The sequence below is a fragment of the Tamlana crocina genome (assembly GCA_040429635.1).
Taxonomy (GTDB): Bacteria; Bacteroidota; Bacteroidia; order Flavobacteriales; family Flavobacteriaceae; genus Flavisericum; species Flavisericum crocinum.
The window spans coordinates 367866-382066 of sequence record CP158972.1; the positions used below are offsets into that span (position 1 = coordinate 367866).

At 39.3% G+C, this 14201-nt stretch carries 13 protein-coding genes; all 13 read right to left on the reverse strand.

The window, feature by feature from the left end; genetic code table 11:
• Positions 1 to 185 precede the first annotated feature (185 nt).
• Positions 186 to 1865: an ABC transporter ATP-binding protein gene (locus tag ABI125_01645; protein XCF06574.1), complete on the reverse strand. Its 1680-nt coding sequence runs from the start codon at positions 1863 to 1865 to the stop codon at positions 186 to 188.
• 209 nt (positions 1866 to 2074) lie between these two features.
• Entirely contained in the window at positions 2075 to 2413 is a 339-nt protein-coding gene (locus ABI125_01650; GenBank protein XCF06575.1) for a GIY-YIG nuclease family protein, read from the reverse strand.
• A 131-nt stretch (positions 2414 to 2544) separates the two neighbouring features.
• A complete protein-coding gene (locus tag ABI125_01655) occupies positions 2545 to 3258 on the reverse strand; it encodes a 3'-5' exonuclease (GenBank protein ID XCF06576.1) in 714 nt (237 codons plus the stop codon).
• The gene (locus tag ABI125_01660; protein XCF06577.1) at positions 3236 to 4405 is read right to left on the reverse strand and encodes a serine hydrolase; all 1170 of its coding nucleotides are present in this window, start codon (positions 4403 to 4405) and stop codon (positions 3236 to 3238) included. The genes ABI125_01655 and ABI125_01660 overlap by 23 nt, the downstream gene beginning before the upstream one ends.
• Before the next feature lie 51 nt (positions 4406 to 4456).
• Positions 4457 to 4930 carry a methylated-DNA--[protein]-cysteine S-methyltransferase gene (locus ABI125_01665; GenBank protein ID XCF06578.1) on the reverse strand — a complete coding sequence of 158 codons (474 nt, stop codon included), beginning with the start codon at positions 4928 to 4930 and terminating at the stop codon, positions 4457 to 4459.
• 5 nt (positions 4931 to 4935) lie between these two features.
• Positions 4936 to 6015 carry a CNNM domain-containing protein gene (locus ABI125_01670; GenBank protein XCF06579.1) on the reverse strand — a complete coding sequence of 360 codons (1080 nt, stop codon included), beginning with the start codon at positions 6013 to 6015 and terminating at the stop codon, positions 4936 to 4938.
• Positions 6016 to 6039: 24 nt separating this feature from the next.
• Positions 6040 to 7029, reverse strand: a complete 990-nt coding sequence (gene hemB, locus ABI125_01675; GenBank protein ID XCF06580.1) for a porphobilinogen synthase — start codon at positions 7027 to 7029, stop codon at positions 6040 to 6042.
• A 25-nt stretch (positions 7030 to 7054) separates the two neighbouring features.
• A complete protein-coding gene (gene hemF / locus ABI125_01680) occupies positions 7055 to 7978 on the reverse strand; it encodes an oxygen-dependent coproporphyrinogen oxidase (protein ID XCF06581.1) in 924 nt (307 codons plus the stop codon).
• Between the two features lie 2 nt (positions 7979 to 7980).
• Positions 7981 to 9270, reverse strand: coding sequence for a Na+/H+ antiporter NhaA (gene nhaA, locus ABI125_01685; GenBank protein ID XCF06582.1), 1290 nt, complete (start codon positions 9268 to 9270; stop codon positions 7981 to 7983).
• Positions 9263 to 10021 carry an EI24 domain-containing protein gene (locus tag ABI125_01690; GenBank protein XCF06583.1) on the reverse strand — a complete coding sequence of 253 codons (759 nt, stop codon included), beginning with the start codon at positions 10019 to 10021 and terminating at the stop codon, positions 9263 to 9265. The genes nhaA and ABI125_01690 overlap by 8 nt, the downstream gene beginning before the upstream one ends.
• A 96-nt stretch (positions 10022 to 10117) precedes the next feature.
• The gene (gene hemE, locus ABI125_01695) at positions 10118 to 11143 is read right to left on the reverse strand and encodes a uroporphyrinogen decarboxylase (GenBank protein XCF06584.1); all 1026 of its coding nucleotides are present in this window, start codon (positions 11141 to 11143) and stop codon (positions 10118 to 10120) included.
• 70 nt (positions 11144 to 11213) lie between these two features.
• Entirely contained in the window at positions 11214 to 12788 is a 1575-nt protein-coding gene (gene hemC, locus ABI125_01700; protein XCF06585.1) for a hydroxymethylbilane synthase, read from the reverse strand.
• Positions 12781 to 14046, reverse strand: coding sequence for a glutamyl-tRNA reductase (gene hemA, locus ABI125_01705; protein XCF07861.1), 1266 nt, complete (start codon positions 14044 to 14046; stop codon positions 12781 to 12783). The genes hemC and hemA overlap by 8 nt, the downstream gene beginning before the upstream one ends.
• Positions 14047 to 14201 lie beyond the last annotated feature (155 nt).

Below are 14201 nucleotides of genomic sequence, written 5' to 3' on the forward strand. Positions count from 1 at the left end.
GTCCCCAAATTAACCAAACCAATTGATAGATTTGCCCCAAATCTACTATTAAATTTAAACTTATGAATATTGCAACAAATCTACCTGAACAACCTACAAATGATGGAAGCAAATTCAAAGAAACTCTTAGAGAGAATTTGCAGTTTTTTAAAAGTTTATTTTATCTAACCAAGAAAATATTCATGCTATAATCCTTTAGGTATAGCATGAATTAACTTTTTGGTGTATTCTTTTTTAGGTGCGCTGTAAATTACATCGGCATTATCCAATTCTTCAATTTTACCTTGGTTCATTACCAGTAATTGGTCGCTCATATATTTCACTACGGCCAAATCGTGCGAAATAAAAATATAGGTAAAACCGAAATCTTCTTTAAGTTCATTCAATAAATTCAGAACTTGTGCCTGAACCGAAATATCCAATGCAGAAACCGACTCGTCACAAACAATTAATTTAGGCTGTAAAGCAATAGTGCGGGCAATACCAATACGTTGTCGCTGCCCACCAGAAAACTCATGGGGATAGCGATTAAAATGGTCTTCACTTAATCCCACACGATTTAGAATAGAAACCACTTTTTCTTTTCTTTCAGCGTCCGAAGTATAAAGGTTGTGAACTTTCATGGGTTCCATAATGGCCTGGCCAATGGGGATTCTCGGGTTTAAAGAGGAATAAGGGTCTTGAAATATAATTTGGATGTCTTTTCTTAGTTTTCGGGTTTCCGTTTTCGATAGTTTGGTAATATCAACACCTTTATAAAGAATGGTTCCGGCAGTAGTTTTATCGAGTTGTAAAATAGCGTTGCCTAGGGTAGATTTTCCGCAGCCCGATTCGCCCACCAAACCCAACGTTTCACCTTCGTACAGTTTAAAACTAACATCATTTACGGCTTTAAATTTGTTCGGTTTTGAGAACCATCCCGATTTTGAAATATATTCTTTTTCCACGTTGATGACTTCCAAAAGTGGTGGTTTGCTGTATAGATTTTTGTGGTTTTTTTGACGTTGTTCTTTTGTGATAATAGCTTTGGAAACTTTCCCACTCAAATAATCTTGAATAGTAGGCAACGTTTTCAATCGAGCGTCTAACGAAGGACGTGAGTTTATTAGCGCTTTGGTATAGTTGTGTTTCGGGGTTTTAAAAATTTCGGTGACCAACCCTTGTTCCACAATATTGCCTTGGTACATCACCAAAACCCTATGGGCGATTTCCGAAATGATAGCCAAATCATGAGTTATAAAAATGATGCTCATTTTTGTTTCGGCCTGCAAGGTTTTTAAAAGCGAAACAATCTCTTTTTGAACGGTAACATCGAGGGCTGTTGTGGGCTCGTCGGCAATTAAAATATCGGGTTTGCATGCAATGGCCATGGCAATCATAACCCGTTGTTTTTGTCCGCCCGAAATTTCATGGGGATAGGCTTTAAAAACACGTTCGGGGTTGGGCAATTTTACTTTTTTGAACAATTGCAAAGTTTCGGCTTTTACTGCTTTTTTTGATAAATTGGTATGCTGAAACAGTATTTCTTCAACCTGGGTCCCACAAGTCATCGACGGATTTAATGAGCTCATGGGCTCTTGAAAAATCATGGCTATTTTATTGCCGCGGATTTTTTGAAATGCTTTGCTGGAAAGGTTTACTAAATTTTCATTTTCAAAAAGGATTTTACCATGGGTTATTTCTGAAATTTTCTTCGGAAGTAAACCTAAAACGGCTAATGATGACACTGATTTTCCTGAACCCGATTCGCCTACAATGCCCAAAATTTCATTTTCGTTTAAATGATATGAAATATTGTGGATTACTTGGTTGTTTCCAAAGGAGATGGAAAGGTTTTTTATGTTTAAAATGGGTTTCAGCTCCATTATTTTTTTTCAATTGTTGGTTCGAATTTAATACTCCATTTTTTAATTGTTCATCTCTTTGTCACTTCGAGCGGAGTCGAGAAGTTTAGCGAAATGGAGCTTTATTAAAAGGTCTCGACTCCGCTCGACCTGACAAACAGCTCGGTTAAAAATAAGGTTAATAGGTTAAACCAGCATTTTAAATCTATTCAGTTCGTGAAAAATTTATTTTAATTTTCTTTATCAGAACTAGTTTCGACACTTTTATTTTTAAAATGTGAATCGTTTTTACATTCTGAAAGTATGGGCAATATATCATAATTACCTTCAATTAGAGCTTTCTTTTTGGCTTTACTCCACTTTTTTATCTTCTTTTCAAAAACTATAGCTTCATTGGGTTCTGTAAAATCTTGATACCAAACTAATTTCACTGGGCGTCTTGTGAAAGTATATGAGTTAGGGTCGATACCAATTTTATGCTGCATTATACGATGTTCTAGATTTGACGTAAAACCCACGTAAAATGTGTCGTCATTACATTCTAATATATAAATGTAATATTTTTTCATAGCGATTTTTTGAGGTCTCGATTTTAGTCTATCTTGAGCATCTCGACTCCGCTCGATACAGGCTTAAGCCGAAAGGCTCGACCTGACATCAGTGTTGTTCTAAATTTGAACTGACAAAGCTGTCATAAAAATTATATATGAATAATTTCATCGTCGCACAAAAGTTCATCACCACGCAAACGTAAAAAGATCTGCGCCACGGCAATGGTGTCTTTTTCGCAATATTTAATGATGCGGTCTATATCATTTTCTTCATAATAAACTTGACCCACTTGGCTTCCGTCTATATCGTCTTTTGGTGATGGAATACCTAGCACGTGCGTAAGTAATTTTAAAGATGTATAAGTTTTGTAATCGCCAAATTTCCAAAGTTCCAAGGTGTCGAGGTGAGGTACTTCCCATGGTTTTTTGCCGAATAAATTCAGCTTGTATGGCAGTTCAATATTATGGATAATCATGCGCCGGGCAATGTACGGGAAATCGAATTCCTTACCGTTGTGCGCGCAAAGCAAATGTTTGGTCTGGCTGAAATGAGAGATGAGCAGGTTTTTAAAATCTTTTAAAATTTTTATTTCATCGCCATAAAATGAAGTAACACGAAACGTGCGCAAATCATTCAAAATATTGAAATAACCTACCGAAATACAAACTATTTTACCGAACTCTGCCCAAATACCCGCACGGTCGTAAAATTCTTCAGCAGTAAATTCATCCCGACGTTGGTATTGCGATTTCTGTTCCCAAAGGTTTTGTTTGGTTTCGTCTAATTCTGAAAAATGCTGGGTTTCAGGAACCGTTTCGATGTCTAGGAACAATATGTTTTCAAGATTTAGTTTGCTTATCATGGCTTAACATTTTATAGGCTTCTTCAATATAGATTTGAATATCGTCTGTAAATTTACCAATGCCATGGCCTTCATCGGCCGATTTTCGATGCCCCAAACGAACAATAATCACATTGTCTTCGGGCTGAACCATAACATACTGCCCCAAATGGCCTCGCATCATAAAGAAGTCTTTGTTTACATATTTGCCAAGCCACCAGCCATAACCATAAACAGGGTCTTTTTTAAATCGGGGTGTGATGGATTTTTTAACAAAAGCCGAATCTAACAGCTGTTTTCCGTTCCAGTTGCCACCGTTTTTGTACAGTTTTCCAAAACGGGCAAAGTCGCGGGCGTTGCTTGAAATGCAGCAAAAAGCCTTGGCCAATCTGTTTTCACCGTCGTCCAATTGCCAAAGGGCATTTTCCTGGGCACCCATGGGTTTCCAAAATTTGTCGGACAAATATTTTGCCAACGGAACGCCGGTTGCTTTTTCAATAATCATCCCCAAAAGTTGGGTGTTTCCGCTTAAATATTCAAATTCTACTCCGGGCGTTTTAATTACTTTTTGATTTAGAATGGTTTCTGCTAAATCATCATCGTAATTGGCGCGTGCGGTTACTGAAAACGGACTGGTGTAATGTTCAACCCAATCCAAGCCCGAAGCCATTGAAGCCAAATCGCCCACAGTTGTTTTGGCATAGCTGTATTGCGGATAAAAATCGCTAACAGGTTGGTCTAAGTTTTTAATATGCCCCTCCATAATCGCTTTTCCAAGTAGTGCCGTGGTAATGCTTTTAGCCATGGAAAAGGAGTTGGTTTTTGAGGTATCGTTAAAGCCATCATAATAATTTTCAAACCAAATGCTGTCGTTTTTTATAATCAAAAAAGCGATGGTGCCTAATTGTTGGTTGGTTTCGGTGAGTTTTTCGGTTTCCTTCACCGAGTTGTAATTGGTGTGCTCAGGCCAAGGGTCAATGTGTTTTCCGTTTGCTATCGTATCATTTTCAAAATAAGGATAGTCGTCAATAAAAGCGGTATTGTGACCTGTAAAGTAAACCACTTTGGCTCCTTTTAAAATATAGCCATAATCGAAAGCGTAAAGCAGAATTAATAGAAGTGCAATAGTTATACTAATCCACTTCAGGAGTTTCTTTAGGAATTTCATTACAGAATAATTAGTGGATTAAATATAGGGATATTTTATTTATTCTGCGGGTTAAAATAGGGTTTGTTGCCTAAACGGACTTTCGTGTTCCAGTAGCCATTTTTTGCGCTTTAACCCTCCTGCATAGCCGGTTAAACTACCGTTGCTGCCAATAACCCGGTGGCAGGGCACAATAATCCAAAGTGGGTTTTTGCCGTTGGCATTGGCTACGGCACGAATGGCTTTTATATCGCCCAGTTGTTTGGATAGTTCCAAATAAGAAATGGTTTTTCCGTATGGGATAAGCTCCAGCTGTTTCCAAACCTTTTTTTGAAAATCGGTACCTTGCGGATTTAGTTTTAAACTGAATTGTTTGCGCGTGCCTTCAAAGTATTCGTTTAATTGCAAAACGCAGTCTTCAAGTTCGACAGGAATGATGTTGGAAGTTTTTTCTTCAGAATTTAATATGGAAACAGAAGTAATGCCATTATGGTCGCCAATAATTTTGGTGAACCCTAAAGGGGATTTGAAAATGCAAGTTTCCATATAGTTTATAGTGGGTCGTCTTCTAATATACCTAGTTTTTTGGCTCGTATTTCCCAACTTTTCCTGGCCAATAGTTGAAGGTCTGAAACGTTATCGCTTTCATCCATTATTTCCAGTCCCAAAAGGGTTTCAATAACATCTTCCATGGTTACCAAACCGCTTACCGAGCCGTACTCGTCAACCACTAAAGCCATGTGGTTTCGGCTTTCAATCAATTTTTCAAACAGTGTTGGGATAGGTATGTTTCGGCCAACAACAATAATGTTTCGTTTTAATTCCGATAGCTTTTTTGTGCCATTGCCTAAAGCCATTTCCTTAAAAATTTCATCTTTTAAAACCAGGCCTTTTATGTTGTCGGGATCATCTACAAAAACAGGTACGCGCGAAAAGCGAAGGTTGAGGTTTCTATTGAAAAATTCTTCAACGGTAGTGTTTTGGTTTTCAATTTTCATTACCGTTCTGGGTGTCATCACATCTTTGGCAAATACTTCCTTAAAAGTCAATAAATTTTTGATGACCTTGCTTTCGTTTTCTTGAAACACACCTTCTTCGTGAGCTATGTCGGTCATGGCCATAAAGCTTTCACGGGTTAAAACGCTGCCGTGCCCAGTGCCTCCAATAAGTTTTGTGGTTAATTGGAGCAGCCATAAAATGCCGGTCCATTTCAACGGAAAAATCATTACAGTTAATGCCTTAGCCGCAAAATTGGCCAGTTGTTTCCAATAGGTGGCACCAATGGTTTTCGGAATAATTTCAGAAGCGACCAATATTAAAAACGTCATAATAGCCGAAACGACACCCACGGTATTGATTCCGAAAATTTCAATTTTAAAAGGCAGTTTTTCGGCTTCAATACCCACCATCATGGCACCAACCGTATGCGCAATGGTGTTTAGGGTAAGAATAGCGATTAAGGGTTTGTCAACGTCTTTTTTTAAGTGCTCTAAAGTGGTAGCGTAATCTCTATTCTCACGTTTTTTTACAGATATAAAAGTAGGCGTTACACTTAATAAAACAGCTTCTAAAACGGAACATAAAAAAGAAAAAAATATCGAAAGGGTTGCCCAGAGGATCAGTGCGTTCATTAAATAGGTTTTAGTGATGCTAATTTACGAAATCAATTTCACAACGTCTTTAGCGAAATAGGACGCGATGATATCTGCGCCGGCGCGTTTAATTGCGGTAATTTGCTCCATCATTACGGCGTCGTGTTCCAACCAACCTTTTTCGGCAGCAGCTTTTAACATGGCGTATTCGCCCGACACTTGGTAAACGGCCACGGGTACATCCACTTCATTTTTAATTTCTCGAACAATGTCCAAATAGCACAATCCGGGTTTTACCATAACAATATCGGCACCTTCGTCTATATCCATTTCGGTTTCACGAATGGCCTCAAAACGGTTGGCATAATCCATTTGGTAGGTTTTTTTGTCTTTCGGAATATCAATCAAATCCACGGGAGCCGAATCGAGCGCATCGCGGAAAGGACCATAAAACGCCGAAGCATATTTTGCCGAATAGCTCATAATTCCCGTATTGATGAAACCTTCGTCCTCCAAAGCTTCGCGAATGGTTAAAATACGACCGTCCATCATATCACTGGGAGCTACAAAATCGGCACCAGCTTGGGCGTGCGATAGGCTCATTTCTGACAGCACTTCAGCGGTATCATCATTTAGTATTTGTCCGTTTTCAATAATGCCGTCGTGTCCGTAAGCCGAATAAGGGTCGAGAGCTACATCGGTCATGACCAACATATCCGGGCACGCATTTTTTACGGTTTTAATGGCGCGTTGCATCAATCCGTTGGGGTTTATGGCTTCCGTGCCTATATTGTCTTTCAGGTTGTCGGGAACTTTTACGAACAATAGCACCGATTTTAAGCCAAGGTTCCAAAGTTCCTTCACTTCGTTTTCCAATAGATCCAAACTATAACGGAAATAATTGGGCATTGAAGCAATTTCTTCTTTTACGCCTTTGCCTTCAACCACAAAAAGGGGCACTAAAAAATCGTTGGGTGATATAATGGTTTCGCGAACCAAACCACGTATGGCGGCATTGGTTCTAAGTCTTCGGTTTCGTCTTAATGGGTACATCTGTAAATGTTTATTTTGATTTGTTTTAAACCCAATCTTTCGGGTTTTTTAAAACTTCAAGTAGTTTTTCTTCTTCGCTGCCAGATTTTGGATTATGGTCGTAAACCCATTGCACATGTGGGGGCAAACTCATTAAAATACTTTCAATGCGGCCGTTGGTTTTCAAGCCAAACAGGGTGCCTTTGTCGTGCACCAAATTGAATTCTACATAGCGCCCACGACGTATTTCCTGCCAATCGCGTTGCGCTTGCGTGTATGGTAAATCCTTTCGTTTTTCAACAATGGGTACATAGGCTTCTAAAAAGCTATTGCCCACTTCAGTAACAAAATCGTACCAATTTTCCATGGTCATATCGTCGGTTGCTTTACAATAATCGAAAAACAAACCACCAATGCCTCTGGCTTCGTTGCGGTGTTCGTTATAAAAATACTCGTCGCAACGGGCTTTGTAATTGGGGTAAAAATCCGGATTGTGCTTATCGCAAGCCATTTTACACGTTTCGTGAAAATGCTTGGCGTCTTCTTCAAATAAATAATAGGGCGTTAAATCTTGGCCGCCCCCAAACCATTGATCTATTATCTTTTTAGGTTCACCTGCCCTGAGCGGAGCCGAAGGGTACATTTCGAAATAACGCCAATTAGCATGTACGGTAGGAACCATAGGGTTTTTGGGATGGAGCACCAAACTTAATCCGCAGGCAAAAAAATCTACATCACCCACTTTAAAATAGTTCTGCATCGATTTTGGTAATTTGCCATGTACGCCAGAAATATTTACGCCTCCTTTTTCAAAAACGTTTCCGTTTTCAATCACTCTAGTTCGGCCGCCACCGCCTTCGGGCCGTTCCCAGATATCTTGCTTGAATTGGGCTTTACCATCAATCGCTTCGAGTTTTGAAGTGATGACGTCCTGTAATTCTTGTATGTACTGATAGAATTTGTCTTTCATTATTATTTTTTAAAACGCAAAACTAAATAGCCTATTATTGCTGCAATTACCGAGCCTATTAGGATTCCAATTTTTGCAGAATCAATGTATTTGGGGCTTTCCATAAAAGCAAGGCTGGCAATAAAAATAGCCATAGTGAAACCTATTCCGGCTAAAAAGGATACGCCAATAATTTGTTGGTTACTAATGTCTGACGGGATTTCAATAAGTTTAAGCTTTTTGGCTAGAAAAACGATAGCCGATATACCAATGCTTTTTCCTAAAACCAAACATATGGCGATATTGGTTACTAAGTTGATTTCTATATTCATGTTGGTGTTAATGGCAACCCCAGCATTGGCTAGCGCAAATATCGGAATTATAAAATAGGCTACCCAATCGTGCAAGTTGTGCTCTAAATGCTGTAATGGCGATTGGTATTTATTGGTCCAATCCTCTAGGTTGTCAATCTCACGAATTTGTTCTTTCGATAAAATGGGTTTTTCTAAAATGCTGGCAGCTTTTATGTTATTGGTGATGTTTACTAAGTTGTCGATAAACTGTGGGGTTTTTATTCTTTGCCTAATAGGTACGGAAAATGCCAATAAAATTCCGGCCAAGGTAGGGTGTATGCCCGATTTTAAAAAGAGGGTCCAAATGATGATGCCCAAAAACACCATTACGAATTTTGAAAAGTATCCGCGATACGACAGAAAATAGAGTACAGCCAATAAAATAAAGGCAACAAACAGCATAGTTGCTTGAATATTGCTGCTGTAAAAAATGGCAATAACAAGTACAGCGCCCAAATCGTCTACTATGGCAAAAGCCGTTAAAAATATTTTTAGGCTTAACGGCACTCTGTTTCCAAGTGCTTTAAGCAGCGCTAAAGAAAATGCGATGTCGGTTGCCATAGAAATACCCCAGCCTTGTTGGGTTTCTGGAGTTTTGTTTAATATAAAAAACAAAAGAACAGGCATAATAATCCCGCCCAAGGCACCATAAAGGGGAAAGGCTAGCTTTTTGAGAGAATTGAGTTCGCCGATAAGAAATTCACGTTTTATTTCTAACCCTATTAAAAAGAAGAAAATGGCCATTAAACCATCGTTGATCCACAAAATCAGTGGTTTATTTAGCTCGAAGTTTTGACTGGTGAATCCAAACTTGTATTGCCATAGTGATTGATAGCTTTCAGAAAATGGTGAATTGGCCCATATTAAGGCTAAAATCGTTGCAAAAAGCAACAAGGTACCACTGAAACTTTCAATGTTTATAAATTTTTGAATAGGTGATAAGATTAGTTTCTTAACCATAAGGTGTTAAGTGTTTTTCTGTCTGCAAAATTTTAATTGTTTGACTTGATGCTGCGGTAACCGATAAAGGAAGTACTAAAATTACACCAATTACCGGAACTAATAAAAACAATATAAAAATAATGCCATTGCCAATGGCGAATCCTCGATTTTTTCGAACAAACTGAATGCTTTTTCGATATTGGAAATGACGCTCTAAAGTGTAATCTATGTTACCAAAACCAGCGTAGTAAGCTTGCACCAAGAAGAGCAATACCGTTGAAAAAATGTTAACGACCGGAATGAATTTTAATAACAGAATGGGAATGGTAAGTAATAATTCCAGAATTAAGTTCCTGCCGTTTATTTTGATGCCTCGCCACAATTGTTGGGCAAATGAGGTGTTTCTGTGCGAATGTGAAACATTGCCGGTAAAATGTGCTTCAATCTTTTCGGAAACGGGACTCATGAATGGTGCCGAAAGCGCCATAATAATATGTTTAAAAAGAATGAGTCCGATAACTAAAATGATTAAACCGCCAATAAAGGTGCTGATGGTTGAAAAGGTTTCTTTGCCCCAATCCCAAATCCAGATTTTGGAGATGAAATTTCCAATGTTATCCGAAAGCCCGTAAGCTGAACCAAAAATAATAACAGCGGTAATAAAACTAATAGCCATGGGTATAGCGAAATATTTCCAAAGTTTGAGCTTGGAAATTAAACCAAAAGCCCCAAAATATGCTTTAATGCCCGAAATTATGTTTTTGATCATAATTGTTTGCGTCTTTGCGAATCACGCTTTTGGGCGTGATGCGGCAATCTTTTCATTGAACAGATTACCACGTCACTACGTTCCTCGTAATGACAATTATACTTCGTATTCTTTTACCGCATCAACAAAAGCCTTGGCGTTCTCCAAAGGAATATTCGGTAAAATGCCGTGGCCTAAATTTACAATGTATTTGTCTTTTCCAAACTCATTAATCATTTGGTGTACCATTTTCTTGATTTCGGAAGGTGGCGAGAGCAAGCGTGCGGGGTCGAAATTACCTTGCAGCGTAACATTTCCACCGGTTAAATAACGAGCGTTTCTTGCTGAACAAGTCCAATCGATACCTAATGCAGAAGCGTTGCTTTGTGCCATGTCGTGGAGGGCAAACCAGCAACCTTTACCAAAGGCGATAACGGGAGCATCATCCTTTAAGGCTTCAATAATTTGGTTGATGTATTGCCATGAAAATTCCTGATAATCGGTTGGCGATAACATGCCGCCCCAAGAATCGAATACTTGCACGGCGTTACATCCTGCTTTTACTTTTTCCTTTAAATAAGCGATGGTGGTATCGGTTATTTTTTGAAGCAGTTTGTGGGCGGCCACAGGATTGGTAAAGCAAAATTCTTTGGCTTTATCAAAAGTTTTGCTGCCTTGGCCTTGCACGCAGTAGCACAAAATGGTCCATGGAGAACCGGCGAAACCGATAAGTGGAATATCGTCATTAAGGAGTTCCTTGGTGGCTTTTATAGCTTGATAAACATAATCCAATTCAACTTTTACATCGGGCACCACTACATTTTCAACATCTTTTGAGGTACGTACGGGGTTAGGTAAATATGGGCCAAAATTAGGTTTCATCTGAACCTCAATATTCATAGCCTGCGGAATGACCAAAATATCGCTAAAAAGGATGGCGGCATCCATACCGTAACGGCGGATGGGCTGCACCGTGATTTCACTGGCCAATTCTGGTGTGCGGCAGCGGGTGAAAAAGTCGTATTTCTCACGTATGGCCATGAATTCTGGTAAATAACGCCCAGCTTGGCGCATCATCCATACCGGCGGACGGTTTACGGTTTCTCCTTTTAATGCGCGTAAAAATAAATCGTTCTTAATCATAGTTGTTAGTCGTTAGTCGTTAGTTGCTAGTCGTTGGTTTTGTAACTAACGACCAGCAACTATTGGCTAATTATACATAATATTCATTTACCAACTCAATAACACTTTCTACGGTTGGTACTTTGGCCACTCTTACGTCACTAAAATGCTTTTGGGCCTCTTTTGCTGTGGTGTCGCCAATGCAAAAAGCAATCACTTCTTTGTTGTTTTTTTGAACAAAGCTTTCCACGGTTGACGGACTGTAAAACATCACGCCTTCAACGGTCTCTTCTACTTTTTGCCCATCGTATTTGGTTTGGTAGGCTTCAATTTCATTTACTTTTATGTGGTTTTCCTCTAAAACAGTAGGTAACGTGTCAAGCCTTAAATCGCTACAAAAATAGGTGACTTCGGTGCCTTCAATAAAGTCGATAAGGTATTTGGCTAAATGTTCAGCGTTTTTTTCGACGTGTGTAACTTTGCCAATTTTCTTTTCAATAAGGCGTTTGGTTCTTCGCCCAACACAATAAATGTTTTTGAATTGCAATTCGGTGGCCGAAAAATTGGTCGTCAACGCTTCCACCGCATTTTTACTGGTAATGATAACGTTTTGTATTTCGTTTCTCAGAAAACGAGGATGGATGCGGTTTAAGCTGATTTTTATAAAATCGGTGCTTTCTGTAACCACCTTTTCATTAAACAGTAAACGTTGGTCTTCGGTAAGTGATTTGGTAGAAAACACGTTGGTTTTCTTCGTTGCGTTTTTAATGTTGTCCATTAAACGTTTTCCGCCGCGTTCAATCACAAAATCGGCACAGAATTGCGCCATGTCGTTGTGTTCACCCAGCTTTTTAACTCGGGTCACATCAATGCGTTTCGAGCCATCTTCACTTAGCAATACGCCTTTAAAGTGTACTTCTTCATCTTTAATATACGCCAATGCACCAATGGGAGCGGTGCAGCCACCTTCCAATTTGTTTAAAAATTGGCGTTCAATGGTGGTGCAAATTTCGGTTTCCTCGTGGTTGAGTTCGGCACAGGCATTTTTTACAAATTCATCCTCATCCAAAGCCGTTATCATTATAGCGCCTTGGGCGGGAGCGGGAATCATCCAATCTAGGTTAATTGATTCCTCTGGACGAATGCCAATACGGCCAATTCCGGCAGCGGCAAAAATAGCGCCGTTCCATTCGTTGTCCTTTAATTTTTGGAGACGTGAATTAACGTTGCCTCGCAAATCTACAATGGTATGCGTTGGGAAGCGGTTTAGCCATTGTGCCCTACGGCGTAAACTGCCTGTGGCCACTACGGCTTCTTTGGCGCCTAAAAACTCTTCGTTGTGCTTAAAAACCAAAGTATCGTTTACATTACCACGTTTTAAAACAGCCACTTGCACAATGCCTTTTGGGAGCAACGTGGGTACGTCTTTTAAAGAGTGCACGGCAATATCGATATCGTGGTTTAGCATAGCAATATCGAGGGTACGCGTAAAAATACCCGTAATACCCATTTCGTAGAGGGGCTTATCGAGAACAATGTCGCCCGTCGATTTTACCGGAACCAATTCGGTTTTGTGTCCTAAATGTTCAAGTTGTTTTTGTACGGTTTTGGCCTGCCACAGTGCTAATTCACTATCGCGCGTGCCAATTCTAATGGTTTTAGACATTCGCTTTTGGAGATTCTTCTAACTGAAACACTTTTTTAATAAGTTCGAGGCTGTCGTCCGTCGAAATATTGTCATCCTTTAGATGATGCGCAAAGTGATTGGTTATTTTTTGAATGATGTTATTGCTGATTAACGCCGCTTGAGCTTCATTGAAATCGGCATTTTTTCGGCGTTGGGTATCTAATTCTGCAGCTGCAAAATCAGAGAGCTTATGTTTTAAGGCTTTAATGGTTGGGGCGAATTTGCGGGTTTCCAACCAACTGTTGAATTCAGTTTTTACCTCTTCAATAATGGCTTCTGCCGAAGGGATATGCTGTTTTCTGGCTTCTAAGGTTTCATCGGTAATTTTAGAAAGATAATCCAAATGTATCAACTGCACATTGTGCAATTCCTTAACATTACTGTCCACATTTTTGGGGATGGACAAATCTAAAATCAATAATGGTTTTTTAGACTGAATTAAATGTTTGTCGATAGTTGGGCGCTGTGCACCAGTAGCGACAATAAGGATATCCGATTGGTTGATTTCTTCCTGCAAATTGGCATAATCCTTAACCACTAAATTGAACTTTCCGCCAATTCTTTCCGCTTTATCCTTGGTGCGGTTAATTAGGGTGATATGCTCATTTTTGGTGTGTTTCACCAAATTTTCGCAAGTGTTTCGTCCAATTTTTCCTGTTCCGAAAAGTAAAATGTTTTTGTTGGCAACATCTTCAACCGAGTTGAGAATATATTGCACCGATGCAAATGATACCGAAGTGGCGCCAGAAGAAATATCGGTTTCGGTTTTTATGCGCTTGCTTGCTTGTATTACGGCGTTTACCAAACGTTCGGTAAAGTGGTTCAGTAAACCGTGCTTGCGCGATAACTTGGCGCTGGTTTTTAATTGACTTATGATTTCAAAATCACCCAAAATTTGGCTGTCCAACCCAGAACCTACACGAAACATGTGGGTAATAGCCTCTTTGTTTTTGTAAACGTACGCTACTTTCTGGAATTCGTCAACCGTACCATTGGTGTTGTCGCAAAGCAATTGTATAAGTTGAAAAGGATGCTGTGCAAAACCATAAATCTCGGTACGGTTACAGGTAGAAGTAACCACCAAGCTTTCAATGTTGTTTTCTTTTGCTTGGGCAAGAAGAGCTTGTTTGGAGTCATCATCTAAACTAAAACGCCCACGAATATCGGCGTCGGCCTTTTTGTAACTTAAGCCAATGGCGTAAAAATAATGACTACGTGAAATATTGTACTTCTGCATGCTAATACCTGAAATGTGGAGCAAAAATAGGATGTCGAATTTGAAAAAAATAACGCTAAGAGAACTTTTAATATCGTTTGTGGTTTTTTCAGGGTGTTTTTTCGTAAAACCTGATAAATGTCATATTTTTGTAGTGTATTAGGCTGGTTTTAAGC